The organism is Blastococcus sp. CT_GayMR20, from assembly GCF_004570345.1.
On the sequence record NZ_SPQM01000016.1, the window covers coordinates 14350 to 38135 of the forward strand.

The following is a 23786-nucleotide window of genomic DNA, read 5'->3' on the forward strand; positions in this document are numbered from 1 at the left end:
GCCGTGGCCCTGGAGCGCAGTGAGCTGCTGGCCGCTCCGGTCCCGGGCCCGGTGGGGGGCGTCCTCGGCGACGTCCTCCACCGGGCCGCCCGGGAGTCACCGGAGGCGCTGCTGCTGACCACTCCGGCCTCCGGCGAGACCTGGACGGCGGCGCAGCTGCTCGCCGACGCCCGTGCGGTCGCCGGCGGTCTGCTCCAGGACCTCCAGCCCGGTTCCCGGATCGCCACCTGCCTGGGCAACGGTCCCGAGCCGGTGCTGCTCCAGCTGGGCGTCGCGCTGGCCGGGATGACCCTCGTGCCGATCAATCCCCGCTCGCGTCCGGCCGAGCTCGAGCACGCGCTGCGGCTGTCCGGTGCGGCGTGTCTCTTCGCCGCCGTCGACGTCGGCGGCAACCGGGTCGCCGACCTCGCGGTCGAGGCCGCCGCCCGACTTCCCGCGCTGCGGGAGGTCCGGCGGTGCGGCGACGACTGGCGGCACTCGATCGAGCTCGCCGAGCCCGCCGGACTGCCCTCGGTGGATCCGGAGAGCCTCGCGCAGGTGCAGTTCACCTCCGGTACGACGGGCCGGGCCAAGGGCGTCCGGATCACGCACTCCGGCATGGTCACCACCGGTCGCGCCTTCGCCGACCGCCTGGGGCCGCGGGCGGGCCGGGTGTGGGTGAACCCCATGCCGCTGTTCCACACCGCGGGCAACGTGCTGGGTGTGGTCGGCGCGCTGTGGGCGCAGGCGGAGCACGTCGTCCTGCCCTTCGCCCCTGGGCCGGTGCTGCGGGCGATGGCCGACCGCCGGGCAACCCTCCTGTCGGCCGCCCCCACGCTGCTCGACCTGCTCGCCTCCCACGTCGACCTGCCGGGAACCGACCTGTCCGCGCTGGAGGTGCTCTTCACCGGCGGCATGACCGTCACCCCGGCGTTCGTCGACCGCGTCGAGTCGCTGTTCGGCGCCCGGCTGTCGATCACCTTCGGCATGACCGAGACCTGTGGCGCGGTGCTGCAGACCGCGCCGACCGACCCCGACCGGATCCGCCGGGAGACCGTCGGGGCGCCGCTGGCCGGGACCGACGTGCGCATCGCCGGCCGGAACGGCGTGGCGGTGCCGCCGGGAACCCCCGGCGAGCTGTGGGTCCGCGGGGCGCGCATCACGCGCGGCTACCTGGACGACCCCGCGGCCACGGCCGAGGCCATCGACGCCGACGGGTGGCTGCACACCGGCGACCTGGCGGAGATGGACCGTGACGGTGCCTGCCGGGTCGTCGGGCGCATCAAGGACATGATCAAGACCGGTGGTGAGAACGTCTCGCCGGTCGAGGTCGAGGAGCTGCTGGTCCGGCACCCGGACGTCGACCGGGCCGCCGTCGTCGGGGTGCCCGACGAGCGGTGGGGGGAACTCGTCGTCGCGTTCGTCGTCCCCGCTGCCGGACGGGACCCGGACGCGGCGGACCTGACCGCGTTCTGCCGCAGCGGCCTGTCGCCGTTCAAGGTGCCCCGGCTCTGGCGCGTGGTCGACGACCTGCCGATGACCGCCTCCGCGAAGGTGCAGCGCGCGGAGCTGCGCCGCATGGCCACGGAGGACGTCGCGCCGCGCTGATCGCCGGGGACGGGCATCCTTGTCCGGGACGGCCGGCAGCGGCCCATCGATCGCGGCGACGCGGTCCGGACGAGGGGACGACGACATGGCACTGCTCGAGGACGGCGCCTGGCAGGGCAAGCTCTGGACCGGTTCGTGGAGCGACGGCAGCGGCGGCACCTACGACGCGGTCGAGCCGGCCACGGGGGAGACCCTCGGGGCGGTCGGCAGGGCGACGCCGGAGGACGTGCACGTCGCGGCGGTGCGTGCGGTCGACGCGCAGAAGGCGTGGGCCGCGCTGCCGTTCGAGGAGCGGGCCGCGGTCCTGCGCCGCGCCGGCGACGTCCTGACCGCTCACGCCGAGGAGATCAAGGGGTGGCTGGCCCGGGAGTCCGGAGCGATCCAGCCGTTCGGCGACTTCCAGGTCCACACCAGTGCCCAGGAGTGCTACGAGGCCTCCGCGCTGCCGTCGCACCCCTACGGCGAGCTGCTGCGCACCGGTTCCCCGCGGCTCTCCTTCGCCCGCCGGGTGCCGGCCGGCGTCGTGGGCGTGATCGCGCCGTTCAACGTGCCGACGATCCTCGCCATCCGGGCCGTGGCGCCGGCGCTGGCGCTCGGCAACGCGGTCATCCTCAAGCCCGACCCGCGGACGGCGATCTCCGGCGGCGCGATGTTCGCGAGGGTCTTCGAAGAGGCCGGGCTGCCCGCCGGCGTGCTGCAGGTGCTGCCGGGCGCGGCGGACGTCGGCGAGGCGCTGGTCGTCGAGCCCGCCGTCCGGGTCATCGCCTTCACGGGGTCCACCCGGGCCGGGCGCGCGGTCGGGGCGCTGGCCGGTCAGCACCTCAAGCGCGCCCACCTCGAGCTCGGCGGCAACTCCGCGCTGATCGTCCTGGGCGACGTCGACGTGACCGCCGCGGCGTCGGTCGGCGCCTGGGGCACGTTCGCCCATTCCGGCCAGATCTGCATGGCCACCTCCCGGCACCTGGTGCACGCCTCGATCGCCGAGGAGTACACGCAGGTGCTCACCGAGAAGGTGGAGAAGCTGCCGGTCGGCGACCCGTTCCGCGACCACGTGGCGCTCGGCCCGCTGATCGACGCCGGCCAGCGCGACCGGGTGCACGGCCTGGTCACCGCCAGCGTCGAGGGCGGCGCGCAGTTGCGGACGGGCGGCACCTACGACGGTCTGTTCTACCGGCCGACGGTGCTGGGCGACGTGCCGGTCGAGGCGCCGGCCTACCAGGAGGAGATCTTCGGCCCCGTCGCCCCGGTGACGCCGTTCTCCTCGCTCGACGAGGTGGTGGAGCTGGCTGCGGGCACGGAGTACGGGCTCTCGCTGGGCATCCTGACGAAGGACGTCTACGCCGGACTGCAGCTGGCCGAGCGGATCCCCTCCGGCCTGGTGCACATCAACGACCAGACGGTGAACGACGAGGCGGTCGCGCCCTTCGGTGGGGTGGGCGCCTCCGGCACGGGCTCGCGGCACGGCGGGCCGATGGCCAACATCGAGGCGTTCACCGAGACGCAGTGGGTCACCCTCCGCGGCGACCTCCCCGCCTATCCCTTCTGACCTCCCCAGTCGGCTGTCGGGTCGTCGTCGTCATGCGGGCCGAATGACGACGACCTGACGCGCCTCCAGCGGGTTCGCGAGGTTGCGGCGCAGGCGTCGGGGCGCGGATGCCGCCAGGTCCGTCAGGCAGTCGCACTGGCCGACGGGCTGGCCGGTTCACCGCAGGAGACGAGGGTTGCCTGCTGCTGCACGCGAACCGTGGCCTCCCTGCAGGGGCCCGCTGCGAGCTGGCGAGTGGTGGGGCGCAGGGAGGTCCTTCCGTTCGCGTGGCCGCACGCCGAGGTGATCGTCGAGTACGAGGGGAGGTGGCACGGCGAGACCCCGCAGCAGGTGGCCAAGGATCGGCGGAGGCTCAACCGGCCGAGCGCCGCCGGCTGGACGATCGTCTTCGTCACCGCCGAGGACCTCTGTCGACCCAGGGCTTTCCTCACCCGCATCGCGACCGCATTGAGCCGTTGAGTGTCGGGTCGTGGTCGCGATCCGAGCTCGATGACGACCACGACGCGACACTCGGCGACGAGGGCATTTCTCAGACGGTGGCGGGGAGGGGCATCTCGCGGAGGTCGTCGGCGATCGTGAGCGGGGCGCCGGTGGCGGCGACCACCTCGTCGGCGGTCACCCCGGGCGCGATCTCGCGCAGGACGAAACCGTCGGGCGCGACGTCGATGACGGCGAGGTCGGTGATGACGCGGTCGACGCAGTGCTTGCCGGTCAGCGGCAGGGTGCACTCCTCGAGCAGTTTGGGCGACCCGTCGCGGGCGACGTGCTCCATCATGATGATCACCTTGCGGGCGCCGTGGACGAGGTCCATCGCGCCGCCCATGCCGTTGACCATCTTGCCGGGGATCAGCCAGTTGGCCAGGTCGCCGCGGGGGTTGACCTGCATCGCACCCAGGACCGCGACGTCGAGGTGCTTGCCGCGGATCATCCCGAACGACATGGCGGAGTCGAAGAAGCTGGCGCCGGGCAGGATCGTCACGGTCTCCTTGCCGGCGTTGATCAGGTCGGGGTCCTCCTCGCCCTCGTAGGGGTAGGGGCCGACACCGAGGATGCCGTTCTCCGAGTGCAGGACGACGTGGATGTCGTCGGGCACGTAGTTCGGGACCAGGGTGGGCATCCCGATGCCGAGGTTGACGTACTGGCCGTCCTCCAGCTCGAGTGCGACCCGGGCGGCCAGCTGCTCGCGGGTGAGTGCCATCAGGCGGTGCCTCCAGCGGTTGCGATCTCCTCGCCGGCGCCGGCCGGGGTGTCGGAACGGTCGGTGCGCGGGCGGGTCGTGCGCTTCTCGATCTTCTTGCCCTCGGCGCCGACCACCACCACGCGGTCGACGAACACCCCGGGCAGGTGCACGTGCTCGGGGGTGATCCCGCCGGGCTCGACGAGCTCCTCGACCTCGGCGATGGTGATCCGCCCGGCCATGCCCGCGGGGGCGTTGAAGTTGCCGGCCGACTCGTGGAACACCAGGTTGCCGTGGCGGTCGCCGGTCTTGGCCCTGAGCAGCGCGAAGTCGGCGGTCAACGCGGTCTCGAGGACGTACTGCTCGCCGTCGAAGACCCGCACCTCCTTGGGCTCGCTGGTCTTCACGACGTTGCCCTCCGCGTCGTAGCGGACCGGGATGCCGCCCTCGGCGACCATCGTCCCGACACCGGTCGGCGTGTAGAAGGCGGGGATGCCGGCGCCGCCGGCGCGCAGCCGCTCGGCCAGCGTGCCCTGCGGCGTGAGCTCGACCTCCAGCTCACCGGTGAGGTAGAGCCGGGCCAGCTCCTTGTTGCCCCCGACGAACGAGCTGATCGTGCGGACGATCCGGCCGGCGTAGAGGAGCACGCCCAGGGCCTGGTCGTCGACGCCGCAGTTGTTCGAGATCGTGGTGAGTCCGCGGGAGCCCTTCTCGAGCAGCGCATCGATGAGCGCGACAGGGACGCCGCACAGCCCGAACCCGCCGACCGCGAGGACGGAGCCGTCGGCGATGTCGGCGACGGCCTCCCGGGTGGTGGCCACGACTTTGTCCAACACGTGCTCCCATCGGGTCGGGGACTGCCGCCGTCAGTATCGCCTGTCCTCCCGCGCGTACCCGACGTGCGGTCTCCGCTGGGTGGAATGGGTGCGGGAACTACTGACGCGCCGCCCCCGTTCGGCGGACATGGATCTGACCTGTCCGAAGTGCCAGGGGACGATGCGCACCTACGAGCGCAACGGCGTCCACGTCGACCAGTGCACCGAGTGCCGCGGGATCTTCCTGGACCGGGGCGAGCTCGACCGGCTCATCGACGCCGAGAACGCGTGGCACGGCGGCGGCGCGAAGCCGGCGGAGCGGCACGAGGAGCGTCCCGAGGAGCGTCGCGGGGACGAGTACCGCCGGGAGCAGGAGTCCTCCCACGGCTACTCGTCCGGCCACCAGTCCGCCGCGTCCGGCGCGGGCCTCGGCGCCGTCGTCGGGGAGGTGCTGCGCCAGGTGCAGGGATCGAAGTCGCACTCCTCGCACTCCTCGGACCCCTACTACAAGAAGCGGAAGAAGGAGTCCTTCCTCGGCGACCTCTTCGGCTGAGCGGCGCCGTCAGCCGAGGCGGACGGTGAGCCGGACGGCGACGCCGTGCTCACCGGCGGAGATGTCGACGTGGTCGCACAGCTGGCGGGCGAGCCAGAGACCCATCCCGCCGCGGGACAGGTCGTCGCCGTGCGCCGGCCCGTAACCGGCGAACGGGTCGTCGAAGCCCGGACCCCGGTCGCGGATGGTGCAGACGACGCGGTCGCCGCCGACCCACAGTCGCAGGCTCACCGGCGGCCCGCCGTGGCGGACGGCGTTCGACGTCATCTCGTCGACGGCGAGCAGGAAGTCCTCGACGAGGTCGCGCGGCGCGTCGACGGTGCCGAGTTCGGCGGCGACCGCGTGGCGCAGACCGATGAAGTCCGCGACGTCGCCGGCCTCCAGCCGCGGCACCGTCTCCTCGAGCGGTTCTCGCGGGACCGGCAGCGAGCGCAGGTAGGCAGCGGGCTCGGTGAACTGCGGGTTGGGGGCGCGACCACCGTCGCCGTCGAGGACGTGGGAGTGGGTGCGCAGGGCCGACTCGAGCAGGGGATCGGGCAGCCGCTGGGTGTCGAACACGCACAACCCCCAGAGCGGCCAGCCGCCGAGGGCCTCGTTGATCACCGACTCGTAGCGCTGCCACTCCAGCCAGTCCCGCTCGGTCGGGCCGAAGTCCACCTCGCCGACCACCCGCACCCGGGAGATCCCCTCGGCCGCGCGCTGCTCCGCCAGCGACCGGAAGGTCGTGATCGCCGTGGGCGTCCGCGCCCGGTAGACGTCGCCTCGCTCGAGGACGTGCACCCGCGGTTCGCCGCCGACGGCGTCCCGCAGGACGTCCGCCGTCGCAGCGCTGGTGGCGACCACCGCTGCATCGCCGGCGGCGAGACCCTCGAGCAGCCAGGGCGCGGCGATGTCGACGAGTTCGGCGGGCGAGTCGTAGAGGAGGGCGTCGTGGAGGTAGCGGTGAGGCGGGCGCGTCCGCGCCACCGCTGACTGCCCTGTCACGAATCCGTCCCTCGCAGTGTCGACCGCCACCGCTGAACGGAGGCATGCTCCCACGGTAGGTGACGCGAGCGAGGCATGTGCTCGGACGGTGGGGTCGCGACCCGCGGGCACGCGACCGCGGGACCCGTTTCGGCGACTCCGCGCCGGGCAGGTGTAGGACGGAAGGCGCGAACGAGCACGTCGACGGGAGACCAGCATGGCGATCGCCACCATCAACCCGGCCACCGGCGAGACGCTGAAGACCTACGAGCCGCTCTCCGGCGACGCGGTCGAGGAGAAGATCGCCCGCGCCGCCGCTGCGTGGGCGAGCTACCGGCTGACGACGGCGGAGGAGCGCGCCGGCTGGCTGCGGTCGGCCGCGGACGTGCTCGACGCCGACGCCGACGCCGTGGCGGAGCTGATGACCACCGAGATGGGCAAGACGCTGGCGTCGGCCAGGGCCGAGGTCGCCAAGTGCGGCAAGGCGCTGCGGTGGTACGCCGAGCACGGCCCCACGCTCCTGGAGCCCGAGCGCAAGGACGCCGACGCGGTGGGGGCGACCGAGGCCTACGTCGTCTACCAGCCGCTGGGCGTCGTCCTGGCGATCATGCCGTGGAACTTCCCGCTCTGGCAGGCGATGCGATTCGCCGCACCGGCCCTCATGGCCGGCAACGTCGGCCTGCTCAAGCACGCCAGCAACGTGCCGCAGACGGCGCTCTACCTGGAGGAGCTGTTCCGCAAGGCCGGCTTCCCGGCCGACGTGTTCCAGACGCTGCTCGTCGGTTCCGGCGCCGTCGAGAAGATCCTGCGCGACGACCGGGTGGTCGCCGCGACCCTCACCGGCAGTGCGCCCGCCGGGCAGTCCGTCGCCGCCATCGCCGGCGACGCCCTGAAGCCGACGGTGCTCGAGCTCGGCGGCAGCGATCCGTTCATCGTCATGCCCTCGGCCGACCTGGAGAAGGCCGCGGCGGTGGCCGTGACCGCGCGCAACCAGAACAACGGGCAGAGCTGCATCGCGGCCAAGCGGTTCTTCGTGCACCGGGACGTCGCCGAGGAGTTCACCCGGCAGTTCACCGAGAAGATCGCGGCCCTGACCGTCGGCGACCCGATGGACGCGAACACCGAGATCGGGCCGCTGGCGACGGAGTCCGGGCGCGAGGACGTGGAGAAGTACGTCCAGGACGCCGTCGCCAAGGGCGCGACGGTCCTCACCGGGGGGAAGCGCGTCGACGGGCCCGGCTGGTTCTACGAGCCCACCCTCCTGGCGCGCATCACGCCGGAGATGGACCTCTACTTCGAGGAGGTCTTCGGCCCGGTGGCGGCGCTGTTCACCGTCGACAGCCTCGAGGAGGCCATCGAGATCGCAAACGGCCACCCGTACGGACTCGGCGCCAACCTCTGGAGCGACGACGAGGACGAGCGGGCGCGGTTCGTCCGCGACATCGCCTCGGGCATGGCGTTCGTCAACGGCATGGTCACCAGCTATCCGGAGCTGCCGTTCGGCGGCGTGAAGCAGAGCGGCTACGGCCGGGAGCTCACCGAGGTCGGCATGCGCGCCTTCATGAACGCCAAGACGGTCTGGATCGGCGGGGCCAGCAGCGAGCACGACGGCGGGCACACCGCGGGCGCCGCGTCGGAGTGACTGCCGGGCCGCCAGGCCCTGGCCACTGCGGCTGGTCGCCGCCAGACTCGGGCCGTGTCCCCCTCAGTGCAGCTTGGCGCGCCAGTCGGCCGGTACCCGCTCCCGCGGGCCGGGCGCGGGCTGGTCGACCGGGTGGTGGTGCGGCGGCGCGAGGTCCGGCCCGTCGACCGCCTCCTCGGTGGTGAAGTTCCAGAACCACGTCTCACCGGGCTCGAAGCTGCGGATGACCGGGTGACCGGCCTCCTCCGCGTGGGCGCGCGCGTGCTGGCTCGGCGAGGAGTCGCAGCAGCCCACGTGCCCGCACTGGGCGCAGCGGCGCAGGTGGAACCACCAGCCGGCGGTCTGCTCGCACTCGGCGCAGCCGGTGCCGCTGGGCGGCACGCTGACGTCGATCGCTGACACGGAACTCTCGGGCACGGCGACCACCAGAGGAATCGGAGAGCGGCATGGAACCAGGCATCTACGGTACGGACGGCACGGACCCCGAGGAAGCCTCCGGCGTCCTGGAGCCCGAGGACACGCTGGAGGACTCCCGGGGCGTCCGCGACGTCCTGGACACCGGGTGGTCCCCGGCGGAACGGCCGTGGGCCGTCGACGACTGGGGGACGACGGAGGCCGAGGAGGAGGCGGGGGAGAGCCTCGACGGCCGCCTGCGGCGCGAGCTCCCCGACCGCTTCGACGACGACGGCGACGGGCTGGGCGACACCTCCGACACCGACGGCGAGCTGATCGACGACGAGGTCGGCGACCGGCGGGCCGGGCGGCTCGTGGACGCCGACGACGGCGGCACCGACGACAGCGATGACCGGCTCTACGCCCGGGACGAGGGCATCGACGGCGCCGCGGCGTCAGCGGAGGAGGCGGCGGTCCACGTCGTCCGGGACCGCGACCTGGAGGACTGAGCTGCGACGACCGCGGCCCCGCGAGCTGCGCGACTAGCGTTGTGAGAGGACCCCCTTGCCCCCCACCACTCGCACGCTCGCGGCGGGCCCCTGCAAGGGGGCCACGACACAGCAGGACGCCCGACAGGAGTCGCCATGGACAAGCCGGTCCTGCTGAGCGTCGACGACGACCCGGGCGTCTCCCGCGCCGTCGCCCGCGACCTGCGGCGGAAGTACGGCGAGGACTTCCGGATCCTGCGGGCGTCCTCGGGCGCGGAGGCGCTGGACGCGCTGCGGGAACTGAAGCTGCGCGGCGACGTCGTGGCGGTGCTGCTGGCCGACTACCGGATGCCGGGGATGAACGGAATCGAGTTCCTCGAGCAGGCGATGGACCTGTTCCCCCGCGCGCGGCGGGCCCTGCTCACCGCGTACGCCGACACCGACGCGGCGATCCAGGCGATCAACGTCGTCGACGTCGACGCCTACCTGCTCAAGCCGTGGGACCCGCCGGACGAGAAGCTCTATCCCACCGTCGACGGGATGATCAAGTCCTGGCGGCACAGCCCTGACACCGCCGTCGAGGACGTGAAGCTCGTCGGTCACCGCTGGTCGGCGCCCTCGTTCCGGGCGCGCGACTTCCTCGCCCGCAACGCCGTGCCCTACCGCTGGTACAGCGTGGACGAGCCGGAGGGGCAGCGGCTGCTCGCCGCGGCGGACGCCGGGCCCGACGACGTCCCCGTCGTGATCACGCCCGACGGCACGGTGCTGCGCGCACCCAGTGAGGTCGAGCTCGCCGGTGTCGCCGGGCTGAGCGTGGAACCGCAGGCGGACTTCTACGACCTGATCGTCGTCGGCGGCGGTCCCGCCGGCCTCGGCGCCGCTGTGTACGGCGCCTCGGAGGGGCTCCGCACGGTCCTCGTCGAACGCGAGGCCACGGGCGGGCAGGCCGGTCAGAGCAGCCGGATCGAGAACTACCTCGGGTTCCCCGACGGGGTCTCCGGCGGGCAGCTGGCCGACCGCGCGCGCCGGCAGGCCGCGAAGTTCGGCGCCGAGATGCTGCTGACCCGTGACTGCGTCGCACTGGAGGCCCATGGGTCCAAGCGGGTGCTGCGGTTCGCCGACGGCAGCACGATCGCCGCGCACGCCGTCGTCCTGGCGACGGGGGTCTCCTACCGCAGCCTGGGCGTGGCCGGCGCCGACGAGCTGACCGGTCGTGGCGTCTACTACGGCTCGGCCATGACGGAGGCGCAGGAGTGCGCCGACCAGAAGGTCGTCATCGTGGGCGGCGCGAACTCCGCCGGCCAGGCGGCCGTGTTCTTCTCCCGGTACGCCAGCACGGTGCACATCCTGGTGCGCGGGCCGTCGCTCGAGGCGTCGATGTCGCACTACCTCATCGAACAGATCGCCGGCATCGAGAACGTCCACGTGCACATCTGCACGACGGTGGCCGAGGCCCACGGCACCGACCACCTCGAGCAGCTGACGCTGCAGGACGCGCGCACCGGTGAACGCCAGACCGTGCCGACCACCCACCTGTTCGTCTTCATCGGTGGCGAACCGCGCACGCACTGGCTGGACGGGGCCGTGGTGCGCGACGACCGCGGCTTCATCCCGACCGGCCCGGAGCTGCTCGAGGACGGCCGCCGGCCGGCCGACTGGCCGCTGGACCGCGATCCGTACTTCCTCGAGTCCAGCCTGCCGGGGGTGTTCGTGGCCGGTGACGTCCGGGCCGACTCGGTCAAGCGGGTCGCGTCCGCCGTGGGCGAGGGTGCGATGGCGGTCACCCTCGTGCACCGCTACCTGGAGGACCGATGACGAGGGCGCAGCAGCTCACTCCTGAGGAACTGCGCGGGCTCTTCCTCTTCGAGGACCTGACCGAGGACCAGCTGGCCTGGGTGGCCGACAACGGCGACGTCGTCGAGTGTCCGGCGGGCGCGGAGGTCTCGGTCGAAGGTGAGCCGGCAGAGTGCTTCTTCGTGCTCCTGGAGGGGTCGCTCAGCATGGTCCGCCTGGTCGGGGGCAGCGAGGTGGAGACGGTCCGGACCGACCACCGCGGCGTCTATTCCGGCGCCGTCCAGTTCTACTTCGGCGACCGGCTCGAGCAGCGGTACCCGGCGACGGTCCGGGCCGTCACCGACTGCCGCTTCCTGACCCTGCCGGCGCAGCCGTTCGCCGCCGTCTTCCGGCAGTGGTACCCGATGGCGGTCCACCTGCTCGAGGGCATGTTCGTCGGACAGCGGAACTCCGCCGAGCTCGTCGGTCAGCGCGAGCGGCTGCTCGCACTGGGCAAGCTGACCGCCGGCCTGACCCACGAGCTGAACAACCCTGCGGCGGCCGCGGCGCGCGCCGCCGCCGCGCTGCGCGAGCGCTTCGCCGGGATGCGGCACAAGCTCGCACTGCTGTCGGAGAAGAAGCTCGACGGCGAGGTGCTGCGGGCGCTGACCGGGCTGCAGGAGGAGTTCATCGCCCGGATCCCCGGTACGCCCGACCTGTCGGCGCTGGAACGGTCCGACCGCGAGGACGCCCTGGGTGACTGGCTCGACCGGCGCGGCGTGGCCCAGCCCTGGGAGCTGGCCGGCGTCTTCGTCGCCGCGGGTCTCGGGCCGGAGGACCTCGAGCGCGTCGCCGCGGCCGTGGCGCCGTCCTTCCTGGAACCCGCCTTGCGGTGGCTGAGCTACACCGTCGAATCCGAGACGCTGCTCGCCGAGATCGCCGACAGCACCGGCCGGATCTCCAGCCTGGTGGACGCGGCCAAGCAGTACTCGCAGATGGACCGGATGCCGCACCAGCCGACCGACCTGCGCGCGGGCCTGGACGCCACCCTCGTGATGCTCGGCGCCAAGATCGCCCCCGGCGTCACCGTGGTCAAGGACTACGACGCGGACCTGCCGCCGGTGCCCGCCTACGCCGGCGAGCTGAACCAGGTGTGGACCAACCTGATCCACAACGCCCTCGACGCGATGGCGGGGGAGGGGACGCTCACCCTGCGCACCGCCCGGGACGGCGACTGCGCCCTGGTGGAGATCGTCGACACCGGCCCGGGCATCCCCGCCGAGCTGACCAGCCGCGTCTTCGAGCCGTTCTTCAGCACCAAGCCGGTCGGCCAGGGCACCGGTCTGGGGCTCGACGTCTCCTGGCGCATCGTGGTCAAGCGGCACGGCGGCGACCTGCGGGTGACGTCCCGGCCCGGCGACACCCGGTTCCAGGTCGTGCTCCCGCTCACCGAGCCGACGTCCCCGGCCTGAGATGTTCGACGACGAATGGATGGGGCTGCTCACCCGCGAGGTGCTGCGCGAGCGCACTGCCGAGCTGATCGCCGAGGCGTGCGCGTGGGCCGTCGGGATGTCCGACCAGCCGCACTACCTGCGCGCCGGCGGGCGGATCGTCGGGACGGGACCGACCGTCGGCGGACGGGCCCTCACCGGTCTGGCGCTGAGCGGGGACGAGGACGGCCGGCTCGACCTCGGCGACGCCCGGCCCGGCAGCTTCCGGGATGCGCTCAACGGCGTCGATTCCGCCGGCCGGCTGCAGGCCGACCGCTTCGACGACGAGCTGCTCCATCCGTTCGTCAGCGAGACCTGCCTGCGGGCGGCCGAGCGGGCGCAGCGCACCCGCCCCGGCGACTGGGCCGAGCTGGCCGACGACGTGGGCGAGGAGGAGGCAGACCTCGCCGACGTCGTCCGCGCCGGCGGCTGGGAGGCGCCGCTGCGGATCGACGCCGAGCACCTCGTCCTGGCCGCGCTGGGCGACGTCCCGCTCATCGAGGTGGAGGCGGAGGGACTGCCGTTGTCGCTGGTGCGGGCGGCGGAGGCGGCCACCCGCGCCGCGGTGCCCCTCGACACGGTAGTTCCGGACGACGCCCTCGCCGGTGCCCGTTTCCTCGCCGCGGCCGCCCTGGACGCGGCCGGTCTGCCGGTCCCCGTCCCGCCGGCCGACGCCGGCCGGCTGCTCGACGGGCTCGTCGCGCACGGCCTCGAGGACGACGAGGTCGTCCGGGTGCTGCCCGACCTGCCGCTGGAGACGGCGACCGCGGAGCGGATCAGCGAGCTGCTGCGCCGCCGCTAGAGCTCGGCCGCGACCAGGGTCTCCAGTGTCAGGTCCGGGTGCTTGTCCCTGAACACCCGCAGGCTCCACTTGTCGCTGAACACCGCGACGTACTCGCCGTTGGTGCGCTGCAGCACCTCCGCGCCGCGCGCGGTCGAGACGACCGGGGCGGAGGCCTCGTCGGTGCGCAGGGCGATGCTGTAGGGCAGCCGGTCCAGGTCCACCGCGGCGCCGAACTCGTGCTCCATGCGGTGGGTGGCGACCTCGAACTGCATCGGGCCGACGACGGCCAGCACCGGTGCCTGGTCGCCCCGGCGGTCCGAGCGCAGCACCTGGACGACGCCCTCGGAGTCCAGCTGCTCGATCCCGCGGCGGAACTGCTTGTGCTTGCCGGTGTCCCGGCCGCGGCAGACCGCGAAGTGCTCGGGCGCGAACGTGGTGAGCGGCGGGTAGGTCACCGGACGGTCGGCGTAGAGGGTGTCCCCGACGCCCAGCGCGGCGGCGTTGACCAGCCCGACGACGTCCCCGGGATAGGCGACGTCGATGCTCTCCCGCTCGCGGCCGAACACGTGCTGGGCGTACTTCGTGGCGAACGGGCGGCCGGTGCGGGCATGGGTGACGACCATGCCGCGCTCGAAGACCCCCGAGCAGATCCGGATGAACGCGAGCCGGTCGCGGTGGGCGGTGTCCATGCCGGCCTGCACCTTGAAGACGAACGCGCTGAAGGGGTCGGTCAGCGTCCGCGTGCCGCCATCGGCGTCGGTCTGGTCCGACGGCGCCGGGGCGAGGCCGACCAGGGTGTCCAGCAGCGCGCCGACGCCGAAGTTGGAGACGGCGGAGGCGAACAGCACGGGAGTCGTGACGCCGTCCAGGAAGAGGGACTGCTCGTGGTCGGCACCGGTCGCACCGAGCAGCTCGACCTCCTCCACCGCCTGCTGCCAGGCGTCGCCCTCGCGGGCGAGCGCGGCGTCGGCGGAGAGGGTCTCCTCCGGCGCGATGGTCGCCCCGCCGGCCGTGCGCGTGAACCTGCGGTAGGTGCCGTCGGAGCGGTCCAGCACGCCGCGGAAGTCGCCGGCGATCCCGACCGGCCAGGTCAAGGGCGTGGGGGTGAGACCGGTCCGCTCGCTGATCTCGTCCATCAGCTCGAGGGCGTCCTTGCCCGGACGATCCCACTTGTTGACGACGGTCAGCACGGGGATGCCGCGGTGCCGGCAGACCGCGAACAGCTTCATCGTCTGGGCCTCGAGGCCCTTGGCGGCGTCGATCAGCATCACGGCGGCGTCGACCGCGGTGAGGACGCGGTAGGTGTCCTCCGAGAAGTCGGCGTGGCCCGGGGTGTCGAGCAGGTTGATGACCGCGTCCTGGTACTCGAACTGGAGCGCCGCCAAGGGCCTCGAGGCCCAGACGATGAAGCTGTTCGCGGTCTGCCGGCACCGCGGCATCCCCGTGCTGACCGTCGTCAACAAGTGGGATCGTCCGGGCAAGGACGCCCTCGAGCTGATGGACGAGATCAGCGAGCGGACCGGTCTCACCCCCACGCCCTTGACCTGGCCGGTCGGGATCGCCGGCGACTTCCGCGGCGTGCTGGACCGCTCCGACGGCACCTACCGCAGGTTCACGCGCACGGCCGGCGGGGCGACCATCGCGCCGGAGGAGACCCTCTCCGCCGACGCCGCGCTCGCCCGCGAGGGCGACGCCTGGCAGCAGGCGGTGGAGGAGGTCGAGCTGCTCGGTGCGACCGGTGCCGACCACGAGCAGTCCCTCTTCCTGGACGGCGTCACGACTCCCGTGCTGTTCGCCTCCGCCGTCTCCAACTTCGGCGTCGGCGCGCTGCTGGACACCCTGGTCGGCCTCGCCCCGGCGCCGTCGGACCAGACCGACGCCGATGGCGGCACGCGGACGCTGACCGACCCCTTCAGCGCGTTCGTCTTCAAGGTGCAGGCCGGCATGGACACCGCCCACCGCGACCGGCTCGCGTTCATCCGGATCTGCTCGGGGGTCTTCGAGCGCGGCATGGTCGTCACCCATGCCCGCACCGGCCGCCCGTTCGCCACGAAGTACGCCCAGCACGTGTTCGGCCGCGAGCGGGAGAGCATCGACGTCGCCTATCCCGGGGACGTCGTCGGGCTGGTCAACGCCGCCGCGCTGGGCGTCGGGGACACCCTCTACGCCGACCGTCCGGTGACCTACCCGCCGCTCACCACGTTCGCGCCCGAGCACTTCGCGGTCTGCCGCGGCCGGGACACCGGCAAGCACAAGCAGTTCCGCCGCGGGATCGAGCAGCTGGACTCCGAGGGCGTCGTCCAGGTGCTGCGCTCGGACCGCCGGGGCGACCAGGCACCGGTGCTGGCCGTCGTCGGCCCGATGCAGTTCGAGGTCGCCACCCACCGCATGGAGCACGAGTTCGGCGCCGCGGTGGACCTGGACCGGCTGCCCTACAGCATCGCCCTGCGCACCGACGAGGCCTCCGCCCCGGTCGTCTCGACCGCGCGCGGCGCGGAGGTGCTGCAGCGCACCAACGGCGAGTACGTCGCGGTGTTCAGCGACAAGTGGAGCCTGCGGGTGTTCAGGGACAAGCACCCGGACCTGACACTGGAGACCCTGGTCGCGGCCGAGCTCTAGCGGCGGCGCAGCAGCTCGCTGATCCGCTCCGCGGTCGCCGTCTCCAGCGGCAGGTCGGGCAGCACCCGGACGACCTCGTCGTCCTCGAGGCCGTGCGCGACGAGCCCGTCGAGCAGCCGGCCGGCGTCGGCCGGCGGGACGGGGACCGGCAGACCGGCCGCGTCCAGGGCGGCCGCGGCGAGGAAACGGGCACCGGCGAGGGCGTCGTCCGGAACTACCGTGTCGAGGGGCACCGCGGCGCGGGTGGCCGCCTCCGCCGCCCGCACCAGCGACAACGGCAGTCCCTCCGCCTCCACCTCGATGAGCGGGACGTCGCCCAGCGCGGCCAGGACGAGGTGCTCGGCGTCGATCCGCAGCGGCGCCTCCCAGCCGCCGGCGCGGACGACGTCGGCGAGGTCTGCCTCCTCCTCGCCCACGTCGTCGGCCAGCTCGGCCCAGTCGCCGGGGCGGGTGCGCTGCGCCCGCTCGGCCGCCCGCAGGCAGGTCTCGCTGACGAACGGATGGAGCAGCTCGTCGTCGAAGCGGTCGGCCTGCAGCCGGCCGGCGGAATCGACGCCGTTGAGCGCATCCCGGAAGCTGCCGGGCCGGGCGTCGCCGAGGTCGAGCCGGCCGTCCTCGTCCCCGCTCAGCGCCAGACCGGTGAGGGCCCGTCCGCCGACGGTCGGTCCCGTCCCGACGATCCGCCCGCCGGCGCGCAGGTAGTGCGGCTGGTCGGACATCCCGACGGCCCACGCGCACGCCTCGGCGATCAGCTCGGCAGTGCGCTCGCGCAGCACCTCGCGGGTGAGCAGCCCCATCCATTCGTCGTCGAACATCTCAGGCCGGGGACGTCGGCTCGGTGAGCGGGAGCACGACCTGGAACCGGGTGTCGCCGGGCCGGGACGTCACCCGCAGGTCGCCGCCGTGCCGCTTGACCACGATGCGCCAGGAGACGTCGAGCCCCAGACCGGTGCCCTGGCCGACCGGCTTGGTGCTGAAGAACGGCTCGAAGACGCGGCTGGTCAGCTCGGCGGGGATGCCCGGGCCGGTGTCGACGATCTCCACCAGGGCGCAGTCGCCGTCCCGGGCGGTGCGCAGGGTGAGCGTCCCCTCCCCCGCCATCGCGTCGAGGGCGTTGTGGATCAGGTTGGTCCACACCTGGTTCAGCTCGCCGGCGTAGGCGGGCACCGGCGGCAGGTCCGCGTCGTAGTCCTTGACCACGGTGACGCCGGGGGCGATCTTGGCGCCGAGCATCACGAGGGTGGCGTCCAGGCCCGCGCGCAGGTCGGTCGGCTGGTGCGGCATCCGGTCCATCTGCGAGTACTGCTTGGCCGCGTCCACCAGGCTGGAGATCCGGCCGGTGCTGTCGGCGATCTCGGCGAGCAGCGTCTCGGATTCGACGGTGTAGCTCAGCCACCGCAAGGCGGGTTCCAGGAAGGACGGCGCCACGGCCGCGGCGACGCGCTCGAGGTCCTCCGGCCCGAGACCCGCGGCGACGAAGACGCCGGCCAGCTCCCAGGGCTGGGCCACGCCGCGCCGGTCGAGCCAGTCACCCAGGGCGTCCTCGCGGTCGGACCGTTCCAGCGCCGACAGGTCGGGCGTACCGGGGATCCGGGCGATGAACTCCTCCTGCAGCCCGGTCAGCGCCCGCAGCACCTCGCCGTCGAGCTTCTTCTCCGACAGCAGTGCGAGCTTGTGCCGCATCCCGGCGAAGCGCTCGCGCAGCGCGGCGGCGGCGCGCGCCGCGGCCGCCGCAGGGTTGTTCAGCTCGTGGGTCAGGCCGGCGGTCAGCTTGCCCAGTGCGAGCAGCCGCTCGCGCTGACCGACGAGCTCGGCGGAGTTCCGCTGTCCGACGAACATGCCCTCGAGCAGGTGGACCGCCATCGGGTACCACTGCCGGAAGACGGCGGCGAACGGCTGCGCCGGCAGGGTCAGGAAGCGGCAGTCGGTGACGGCCCGGACCGTCGCCGGGTACCGCTGCTCGAGCCGGTCGCCGAAGTAGAACTGGACGGCGCCGGAATAGACGCCGCGGTGGTCGGTCCGGACCGTCTCCACCTCGCTGCCCCCGACCAGGCGGACCATGCTGAGCGACCCCTCCAGGAGCACGAAGAAGCACTCTGCCGGCTCACCTTCGACCGAGACCTCCGCGCCCGCCGGACACTCGACGACGTCGCCGTTGTCGGCCACCCAGGCCAGCTGGTCCTCGGTCAGGTCCTCGAAGAGGAAGAGCCCGCGCAGTTCCTCAGGAGTGAGCTGCTGCGCCCTCGTCATCGGTCCTCCAGGTAGCGGTGCACGAGGGTGACCGCCATCGCACCCTCGCCCACGGCGGACGCGACCCGCTTGACCGAGTCGGCCCGGACGTCACCGGCCACGAACACCCCCGGCAGGCTGGACTCGAGGAAGTACGGATCGCGGTCCAGCGGCCAGTCGGCCGGCCGGCGGCCGTCCTCGAGCAGCTCCGGGCCGGTCGGGATGAAGCCGCGGTCGTCGCGCACCACGGCCCCGTCCAGCCAGTGCGTGCGCGGTTCGCCACCGATGAAGACGAACAGGTGGGTGGTCGGCACGGTCTGGCGTTCACCGGTGCGCGCGTCCTGCAGCGTCAGCTGCTCGAGGTGGTCGGTGCCGTGGGCCTCGGCCACCGTCGTGCAGATGTGCACGTGGACGTTCTCGATGCCGGCGATCTGTTCGATGAGGTAGTGCGACATCGACGCCTCGAGCGACGGCCCGCGCACCAGGATGTGCACCGTGCTGGCGTACCGGGAGAAGAACACGGCCGCCTGGCCGGCGGAGTTCGCGCCGCCCACGATGACGACCTTCTGGTCGGCGCACTCCTGCGCCTCCGTCATGGCCGAGCCGTAGTAGACGCCACGACCGGTCAGCTCGTCGGCGCCGGCCACGCCCAGGCTGCGGTAGGAGACCCCCGTCGCCAGGACGACGGCGTGCGCGGCGATCGTGCTGCCGTCGGCGAACCGCAGCACCCGCTTGGACCCATGGGCCTCCAGTGCGACGCAGTCACGGGTCAGCAGCATCTCGGCGCCGAACTTCGCGGCCTGCCGGCGCGCGCGGTCGGCCAGCTGCCCGCCGGAGACCCCGTCGGGGAACCCGAGGTAGTTCTCGATCCGGCTGCTCTGACCGGCCTGCCCGCCCGTGGCCTCGCGTTCGACGAGGACCGTGCGGAGCCCCTCCGAGGCGCCGTACACAGCGGCGCCGAGGCCGGCGGGACCGCCGCCGACGACGATCAGGTCGTAGAAGTCCGCCTGCGGTTCCACGCTCAGCCCGGCGACACCGGCGAGCTCGACCTCACTGGGTGCGCGCAGCACCGTGCCGTCGGGCGTGATCACGACGGGGACGTCGTCGGGCCCGGCGTCCGCCGCGGCGAGCAGCCGCTGCCCCTCCGGCTCGTCCACGCTGTACCAGCGGTAGGGCACGGCGTTGCGGGCGAGGAAGTCGCGCGCCCGGAACGAGGGCGCCGACCAGCGGTGACCGACGAGCTTCACGTCCTCGACGGCGGTGTCAGGGCTGTGCCGCCAGGACTTGATCATCCCGTCGACGGTGGGATAGAGCTTCTCGTCCGGCGGGTCCCACGGCTTGAGCAGGTAGGCGTCGACGTCGACGACGTTGATCGCCTGGATCGCCGCGTCGGTGTCGGCGTACGCGGTGAGCAGGGCCCGCCGCGCGCGGGGGAACAGGTCCATCGCCTGCTCGAGGAACTCGATTCCGTTCATCCCCGGCATCCGGTAGTCGGCCAGCAGCACCGCCACGACGTCGCCGCGCAGCTTCAGTTCCCGCAGCGCGTCCAGCGCCTCCGCGCCCGAGGACGCCCGCAGGATCCGGAAGTCCTCGCCGTACTTCCGCCGCAGGTCGCGGGCGACGGCGCGGGAGACGCCCGGGTCGTCGTCGACGCTCAGCAGGACCGGCTTGTCCATGGCGACTCCTGTCGGGCGTCCTGCTGTGTCGTGGCCCCCTTGCAGGGGCCCGCCGCGAGCGTGCGAGTGGTGGGGGGCAAGGGGGTCCTCTCACAACGCTAGTCGCGCAGCTCGCGGGGCCGCGGTCGTCGCAGCTCAGTCCTCCAGGTCGCGGTCCCGGACGACGTGGACCGCCGCCTCCTCCGCTGACGCCGCGGCGCCGTCGATGCCCTCGTCCCGGGCGTAGAGCCGGTCATCGCTGTCGTCGGTGCCGCCGTCGTCGGCGTCCACGAGCCGCCCGGCCCGCCGGTCGCCGACCTCGTCGTCGATCAGCTCGCCGTCGGTGTCGGAGGTGTCGCCCAGCCCGTCGCCGTCGTCGTCGAAGCGGTCGGGGAGCTCGCGCCGCAGGCGGCCGTCGAGGCTCTCCCCCGCCTCCTCCTCGGCCTCCGTCGTCCCCCAGTCGTCGACGGCCCACGGCCGTTCCGCCGGGGACCACCCGGTGTCCAGGACGTCGCGGACGCCCCGGGAGTCCTCCAGCGTGTCCTCGGGCTCCAGGACGCCGGAGGCTTCCTCGGGGTCCGTGCCGTCCGTACCGTAGATGCCTGGTTCCATGCCGCTCTCCGATTCCTCTGGTGGTCGCCGTGCCCGAGAGTTCCGTGTCAGCGATCGACGTCAGCGTGCCGCCCAGCGGCACCGGCTGCGCCGAGTGCGAGCAGACCGCCGGCTGGTGGTTCCACCTGCGCCGCTGCGCCCAGTGCGGGCACGTGGGCTGCTGCGACTCCTCGCCGAGCCAGCACGCGCGCGCCCACGCGGAGGAGGCCGGTCACCCGGTCATCCGCAGCTTCGAGCCCGGTGAGACGTGGTTCTGGAACTTCACCACCGAGGAGGCGGTCGACGGGCCGGACCTCGCGCCGCCGCACCACCACCCGGTCGACCAGCCCGCGCCCGGCCCGCGGGAGCGGGTACCGGCCGACTGGCGCGCCAAGCTGCACTGAGGGGGACACGGCCCGAGTCTGGCGGCGACCAGCCGCAGTGGCCAGGGCCTGGCGGCCCGGCAGTCACTCCGACGCGGCGCCCGCGGTGTGCCCGCCGTCGTGCTCGCTGCTGGCCCCGCCGATCCAGACCGTCTTGGCGTTCATGAAGGCGCGCATGCCGACCTCGGTGAGCTCCCGGCCGTAGCCGCTCTGCTTCACGCCGCCGAACGGCAGCTCCGGATAGCTGGTGACCATGCCGTTGACGAACGCCATGCCCGAGGCGATGTCGCGGACGAACCGCGCCCGCTCGTCCTCGTCGTCGCTCCAGAGGTTGGCGCCGAGTCCGTACGGGTGGCCGTTTGCGATCTCGATGGCCTCCTCGAGGCTGTCGACGGTGAACAGCGCCGCCACCGGGCCGAAGACCTCCTCGAAGTAGAGGTCCATCTCCGGCGTGATGCGCGCCAGGAGGGTGGGCTCGTAGAACCAGCCGGGCCCGTCGACGCGCTTCCCCCCGGTGAGGACCGTCGCGCCCTTGGCGACGGCGTCCTGGACGTACTTCTCCACGTCCTCGCGCCCGGACTCCGTCGCCAGCGGCCCGATCTCGGTGTTCGCGTCCATCGGGTCGCCGACGGTCAGGGCCGCGATCTTCTCGGTGAACTGCCGGGTGAACTCCTCGGCGACGTCCCGGTGCACGAAGAACCGCTTGGCCGCGATGCAGCTCTGCCCGTTGTTCTGGTTGCGCGCGGTCACGGCCACCGCCGCGGCCTTCTCCAGGTCGGCCGAGGGCATGACGATGAACGGATCGCTGCCGCCGAGCTCGAGCACCGTCGGCTTCAGGGCGTCGCCGGCGATGGCGGCGACGGACTGCCCGGCGGGCGCACTGCCGGTGAGGGTCGCGGCGACCACCCGGTCGTCGCGCAGGATCTTCTCGACGGCGCCGGAACCGACGAGCAGCGTCTGGAACACGTCGGCCGGGAAGCCGGCCTTGCGGAACAGCTCCTCCAGGTAGAGCGCCGTCTGCGGCACGTTGCTGGCGTGCTTGAGCAGGCCGACGTTGCCGGCCATGAGGGCCGGTGCGGCGAATCGCATCGCCTGCCAGAGCGGGAAGTTCCACGGCATGATCGCCAGGACGACGCCCAGCGGCTGGTAGACGACGTAGGCCTCGGTCGCCCCCACCGCGTCGGCGTCCTTGCGCTCGGGCTCCAGGAGCGTGGGGCCGTGCTCGGCGTACCACCGCAGCGCCTTGCCGCACTTGGCGACCTCGGCCCTGGCCGACGCCAGCGTCTTGCCCATCTCGGTGGTCATCAGCTCCGCCACGGCGTCGGCGTCGGCGTCGAGCACGTCCGCGGCCGACCGCAGCCAGCCGGCGCGCTCCTCCGCCGTCGTCAGCCGGTAGCTCGCCCACGCAGCGGCGGCGCGGGCGATCTTCTCCTCGACCGCGTCGCCGGAGAGCGGCTCGTAGGTCTTCAGCGTCTCGCCGGTGGCCGGGTTGATGGTGGCGATCGCCATGCTGGTCTCCCGTCGACGTGCTCGTTCGCGCCTTCCGTCCTACACCTGCCCGGCGCGGAGTCGCCGAAACGGGTCCCGCGGTCGCGTGCCCGCGGGTCGCGACCCCACCGTCCGAGCACATGCCTCGCTCGCGTCACCTACCGTGGGAGCATGCCTCCGTTCAGCGGTGGCGGTCGACACTGCGAGGGACGGATTCGTGACAGGGCAGTCAGCGGTGGCGCGGACGCGCCCGCCTCACCGCTACCTCCACGACGCCCTCCTCTACGACTCGCCCGCCGAACTCGTCGACATCGCCGCGCCCTGGCTGCTCGAGGGTCTCGCCGCCGGCGATGCAGCGGTGGTCGCCACCAGCGCTGCGACGGCGGACGTCCTGCGGGACGCCGTCGGCGGCGAACCGCGGGTGCACGTCCTCGAGCGAGGCGACGTCTACCGGGCGCGGACGCCCACGGCGATCACGACCTTCCGGTCGCTGGCGGAGCAGCGCGCGGCCGAGGGGATCTCCCGGGTGCGGGTGGTCGGCGAGGTGGACTTCGGCCCGACCGAGCGGGACTGGCTGGAGTGGCAGCGCTACGAGTCGGTGATCAACGAGGCCCTCGGCGGCTGGCCGCTCTGGGGGTTGTGCGTGTTCGACACCCAGCGGCTGCCCGATCCCCTGCTCGAGTCGGCCCTGCGCACCCACTCCCACGTCCTCGACGGCGACGGTGGTCGCGCCCCCAACCCGCAGTTCACCGAGCCCGCTGCCTACCTGCGCTCGCTGCCGGTCCCGCGAGAACCGCTCGAGGAGACGGTGCCGCGGCTGGAGGCCGGCGACGTCGCGGACTTCATCGGTCTGCGCCACGCGGTCGCCGCCGAACTCGGCACCGTCGACGCGCCGCGCGACCTCGTCGAGGACTTCCTGCTCGCCGTCGACGAGATGACGTCGAACGCCGTCCGCCACGGCGGGCCGCCGGTGAGCCTGCGACTGTGGGTCGGCGGCGACCGCGTCGTCTGCACCATCCGCGACCGGGGTCCGGGCTTCGACGACCCGTTCGCCGGTTACGGGCCGGCGCACGGCGACGACCTGTCCCGCGGCGGGATGGGTCTCTGGCTCGCCCGCCAGCTGTGCGACCACGTCGACATCTCCGCCGGTGAGCACGGCGTCGCCGTCCGGCTCACCGTCCGCCTCGGCTGACGGCGCCGCTCAGCCGAAGAGGTCGCCGAGGAAGGACTCCTTCTTCCGCTTCTTGTAGTAGGGGTCCGAGGAGTGCGAGGAGTGCGACTTCGATCCCTGCACCTGGCGCAGCACCTCCCCGACGACGGCGCCGAGGCCCGCGCCGGACGCGGCGGACTGGTGGCCGGACGAGTAGCCGTGGGAGGACTCCTGCTCCCGGCGGTACTCGTCCCCGCGACGCTCCTCGGGACGCTCCTCGTGCCGCTCCGCCGGCTTCGCGCCGCCGCCGTGCCACGCGTTCTCGGCGTCGATGAGCCGGTCGAGCTCGCCCCGGTCCAGGAAGATCCCGCGGCACTCGGTGCACTGGTCGACGTGGACGCCGTTGCGCTCGTAGGTGCGCATCGTCCCCTGGCACTTCGGACAGGTCAGATCCATGTCC

Annotated in this window: 23 protein-coding genes; 12 read left to right on the plus strand and 11 right to left on the minus strand. The window is 73.0% G+C overall.

The genetic code is table 11. The features are described 5' to 3' along the window. Positions 1-3: 3 nt before the first annotated feature. The 3 genes from E4P40_RS06430 to E4P40_RS06440 all read left to right on the plus strand — a co-directional run bounded on the left by E4P40_RS06430 (position 4) and on the right by E4P40_RS06440 (position 3592). Positions 4-1587, plus strand: coding sequence for a class I adenylate-forming enzyme family protein (locus E4P40_RS06430; protein WP_135158060.1), 1584 nt, complete (start codon positions 4-6; stop codon positions 1585-1587). A gap of 85 nt (positions 1588-1672) precedes the next feature. Beyond that, a complete protein-coding gene (locus E4P40_RS06435) occupies positions 1673-3133 on the plus strand; it encodes a benzaldehyde dehydrogenase (RefSeq protein ID WP_135158061.1) in 1461 nt (486 codons plus the stop codon). Between the two features lie 237 nt (positions 3134-3370). Beyond that, complete coding sequence (locus tag E4P40_RS06440; RefSeq protein WP_135158062.1) at positions 3371-3592, plus strand: hypothetical protein; 222 nt, start codon at positions 3371-3373, stop codon at positions 3590-3592. Between the two features lie 70 nt (positions 3593-3662). On the opposite strand, the gene E4P40_RS06445 is transcribed toward E4P40_RS06440, so the two are convergent. Continuing rightward, positions 3663-4331 carry a CoA transferase subunit B gene (locus E4P40_RS06445; RefSeq protein WP_135158063.1) on the minus strand — a complete coding sequence of 223 codons (669 nt, stop codon included), beginning with the start codon at positions 4329-4331 and terminating at the stop codon, positions 3663-3665. Next, positions 4331-5146, minus strand: coding sequence for a CoA transferase subunit A (locus tag E4P40_RS06450; protein WP_167762130.1), 816 nt, complete (start codon positions 5144-5146; stop codon positions 4331-4333). The genes E4P40_RS06445 and E4P40_RS06450 overlap by 1 nt, the downstream gene beginning before the upstream one ends. 127 nt (positions 5147-5273) lie before the next feature. Here E4P40_RS06450 and E4P40_RS06455 point away from each other — a divergent pair, with 127 nt between their 5' ends. Further along, entirely contained in the window at positions 5274-5678 is a 405-nt protein-coding gene (locus tag E4P40_RS06455) for a zf-TFIIB domain-containing protein (RefSeq protein ID WP_135158064.1), read from the plus strand. Positions 5679-5687: 9 nt separating this feature from the next. Here E4P40_RS06455 and E4P40_RS06460 read toward each other — a convergent pair whose 3' ends face one another. Then, positions 5688-6662: a sensor histidine kinase gene (locus E4P40_RS06460; RefSeq protein ID WP_245160171.1), complete on the minus strand. Its 975-nt coding sequence runs from the start codon at positions 6660-6662 to the stop codon at positions 5688-5690. A gap of 196 nt (positions 6663-6858) precedes the next feature. Here E4P40_RS06460 and E4P40_RS06465 point away from each other — a divergent pair, with 196 nt between their 5' ends. After that, on the plus strand, positions 6859-8283 hold the full coding sequence (locus tag E4P40_RS06465) for an NADP-dependent succinic semialdehyde dehydrogenase (protein ID WP_135158065.1): 1425 nt from the start codon (positions 6859-6861) through the stop codon (positions 8281-8283). Between the two features lie 63 nt (positions 8284-8346). Here E4P40_RS06465 and E4P40_RS06470 read toward each other — a convergent pair whose 3' ends face one another. Further along, positions 8347-8700 (minus strand): UBP-type zinc finger domain-containing protein, encoded by a 354-nt coding sequence (locus tag E4P40_RS06470; protein ID WP_135158066.1) that lies wholly within the window; start codon positions 8698-8700, stop codon positions 8347-8349. 29 nt (positions 8701-8729) lie between these two features. Between E4P40_RS06470 and E4P40_RS06475 the strand changes: the two genes are divergently transcribed. The 4 genes from E4P40_RS06475 to E4P40_RS06490 all read left to right on the plus strand — a co-directional run bounded on the left by E4P40_RS06475 (position 8730) and on the right by E4P40_RS06490 (position 13229). Further along, complete coding sequence (locus tag E4P40_RS06475; RefSeq protein ID WP_135158067.1) at positions 8730-9185, plus strand: DUF5709 domain-containing protein; 456 nt, start codon at positions 8730-8732, stop codon at positions 9183-9185. Positions 9186-9320: 135 nt separating this feature from the next. Then, positions 9321-10979 (plus strand): FAD-dependent oxidoreductase, encoded by a 1659-nt coding sequence (locus tag E4P40_RS06480; protein ID WP_135158068.1) that lies wholly within the window; start codon positions 9321-9323, stop codon positions 10977-10979. Then, entirely contained in the window at positions 10976-12409 is a 1434-nt protein-coding gene (locus E4P40_RS06485) for an ATP-binding protein (RefSeq protein WP_135158069.1), read from the plus strand. Before E4P40_RS06480 ends, E4P40_RS06485 begins: the two co-directional genes overlap by 4 nt. Position 12410: 1 nt before the next feature. Further along, entirely contained in the window at positions 12411-13229 is an 819-nt protein-coding gene (locus E4P40_RS06490; RefSeq protein ID WP_135158070.1) for a hypothetical protein, read from the plus strand. Here the strand turns inward: E4P40_RS06490 and E4P40_RS06495 are convergent. Further along, on the minus strand, positions 13226-14596 hold the full coding sequence (locus E4P40_RS06495; RefSeq protein WP_245160172.1) for a GTP-binding protein: 1371 nt from the start codon (positions 14594-14596) through the stop codon (positions 13226-13228). The genes E4P40_RS06490 and E4P40_RS06495 overlap by 4 nt on opposite strands. On the opposite strand from E4P40_RS06495, the gene E4P40_RS06500 reads away from it, so the two are divergent. Further along, on the plus strand, positions 14559-15830 hold the full coding sequence (locus E4P40_RS06500) for a GTP-binding protein (protein WP_209305210.1): 1272 nt from the start codon (positions 14559-14561) through the stop codon (positions 15828-15830). The genes E4P40_RS06495 and E4P40_RS06500 overlap by 38 nt on opposite strands. Here the strand turns inward: E4P40_RS06500 and E4P40_RS06505 are convergent. From E4P40_RS06505 to E4P40_RS06520, 4 genes are all read right to left on the minus strand, one after another. After that, the gene (locus tag E4P40_RS06505) at positions 15827-16645 is read right to left on the minus strand and encodes a hypothetical protein (protein WP_135158070.1); all 819 of its coding nucleotides are present in this window, start codon (positions 16643-16645) and stop codon (positions 15827-15829) included. The genes E4P40_RS06500 and E4P40_RS06505 overlap by 4 nt on opposite strands. Position 16646: 1 nt before the next feature. Continuing rightward, positions 16647-18080, minus strand: coding sequence for an ATP-binding protein (locus E4P40_RS06510; protein WP_135158069.1), 1434 nt, complete (start codon positions 18078-18080; stop codon positions 16647-16649). Then, on the minus strand, positions 18077-19735 hold the full coding sequence (locus tag E4P40_RS06515) for an FAD-dependent oxidoreductase (protein ID WP_135158068.1): 1659 nt from the start codon (positions 19733-19735) through the stop codon (positions 18077-18079). The genes E4P40_RS06510 and E4P40_RS06515 overlap by 4 nt, the downstream gene beginning before the upstream one ends. 135 nt (positions 19736-19870) lie before the next feature. Beyond that, entirely contained in the window at positions 19871-20326 is a 456-nt protein-coding gene (locus E4P40_RS06520) for a DUF5709 domain-containing protein (protein ID WP_135158067.1), read from the minus strand. Positions 20327-20355: 29 nt separating this feature from the next. Between E4P40_RS06520 and E4P40_RS06525 the strand changes: the two genes are divergently transcribed. Beyond that, complete coding sequence (locus tag E4P40_RS06525) at positions 20356-20709, plus strand: UBP-type zinc finger domain-containing protein (RefSeq protein WP_135158066.1); 354 nt, start codon at positions 20356-20358, stop codon at positions 20707-20709. A gap of 63 nt (positions 20710-20772) precedes the next feature. Here the strand turns inward: E4P40_RS06525 and E4P40_RS06530 are convergent, their stop codons facing one another. After that, positions 20773-22197, minus strand: a complete 1425-nt coding sequence (locus E4P40_RS06530) for an NADP-dependent succinic semialdehyde dehydrogenase (protein WP_135158065.1) — start codon at positions 22195-22197, stop codon at positions 20773-20775. A 196-nt stretch (positions 22198-22393) separates the two neighbouring features. On the opposite strand from E4P40_RS06530, the gene E4P40_RS06535 reads away from it, so the two are divergent. Beyond that, entirely contained in the window at positions 22394-23368 is a 975-nt protein-coding gene (locus tag E4P40_RS06535; protein ID WP_245160171.1) for a sensor histidine kinase, read from the plus strand. Positions 23369-23377: 9 nt separating this feature from the next. Here E4P40_RS06535 and E4P40_RS06540 read toward each other — a convergent pair whose 3' ends face one another. Beyond that, positions 23378-23782 carry a zf-TFIIB domain-containing protein gene (locus tag E4P40_RS06540; protein ID WP_135158064.1) on the minus strand — a complete coding sequence of 135 codons (405 nt, stop codon included), beginning with the start codon at positions 23780-23782 and terminating at the stop codon, positions 23378-23380. Positions 23783-23786 lie beyond the last annotated feature (4 nt).

Bases quoted from the DNA above. Each gene is read 5' to 3' on its own strand.
- E4P40_RS06500 (WP_209305210.1), top strand. From the start codon at position 14,559: ATGACCGCGTCCTGGTACTCGAACTGGAGCGCCGCCAAGGGCCTCGAG.
- E4P40_RS06480 (WP_135158068.1), top strand. From the start codon at position 9,321: ATGGACAAGCCGGTCCTGCTGAGCGTCGACGACGACCCGGGCGTCTCC.
- E4P40_RS06445 (WP_135158063.1), bottom strand. From the start codon at position 4,331: ATGGCACTCACCCGCGAGCAGCTGGCCGCCCGGGTCGCACTCGAGCTG.
- E4P40_RS06435 (WP_135158061.1), top strand. From the start codon at position 1,673: ATGGCACTGCTCGAGGACGGCGCCTGGCAGGGCAAGCTCTGGACCGGT.
- E4P40_RS06455 (WP_135158064.1), top strand. From the start codon at position 5,274: ATGGATCTGACCTGTCCGAAGTGCCAGGGGACGATGCGCACCTACGAG.
- E4P40_RS06515 (WP_135158068.1), bottom strand. From the start codon at position 19,735: ATGGACAAGCCGGTCCTGCTGAGCGTCGACGACGACCCGGGCGTCTCC.
- E4P40_RS06475 (WP_135158067.1), top strand. From the start codon at position 8,730: ATGGAACCAGGCATCTACGGTACGGACGGCACGGACCCCGAGGAAGCC.
- E4P40_RS06490 (WP_135158070.1), top strand. From the start codon at position 12,411: ATGTTCGACGACGAATGGATGGGGCTGCTCACCCGCGAGGTGCTGCGC.
- E4P40_RS06540 (WP_135158064.1), bottom strand. From the start codon at position 23,782: ATGGATCTGACCTGTCCGAAGTGCCAGGGGACGATGCGCACCTACGAG.
- E4P40_RS06465 (WP_135158065.1), top strand. From the start codon at position 6,859: ATGGCGATCGCCACCATCAACCCGGCCACCGGCGAGACGCTGAAGACC.
- E4P40_RS06530 (WP_135158065.1), bottom strand. From the start codon at position 22,197: ATGGCGATCGCCACCATCAACCCGGCCACCGGCGAGACGCTGAAGACC.
- E4P40_RS06505 (WP_135158070.1), bottom strand. From the start codon at position 16,645: ATGTTCGACGACGAATGGATGGGGCTGCTCACCCGCGAGGTGCTGCGC.
- E4P40_RS06520 (WP_135158067.1), bottom strand. From the start codon at position 20,326: ATGGAACCAGGCATCTACGGTACGGACGGCACGGACCCCGAGGAAGCC.
- E4P40_RS06510 (WP_135158069.1), bottom strand. From the start codon at position 18,080: ATGACGAGGGCGCAGCAGCTCACTCCTGAGGAACTGCGCGGGCTCTTC.
- E4P40_RS06485 (WP_135158069.1), top strand. From the start codon at position 10,976: ATGACGAGGGCGCAGCAGCTCACTCCTGAGGAACTGCGCGGGCTCTTC.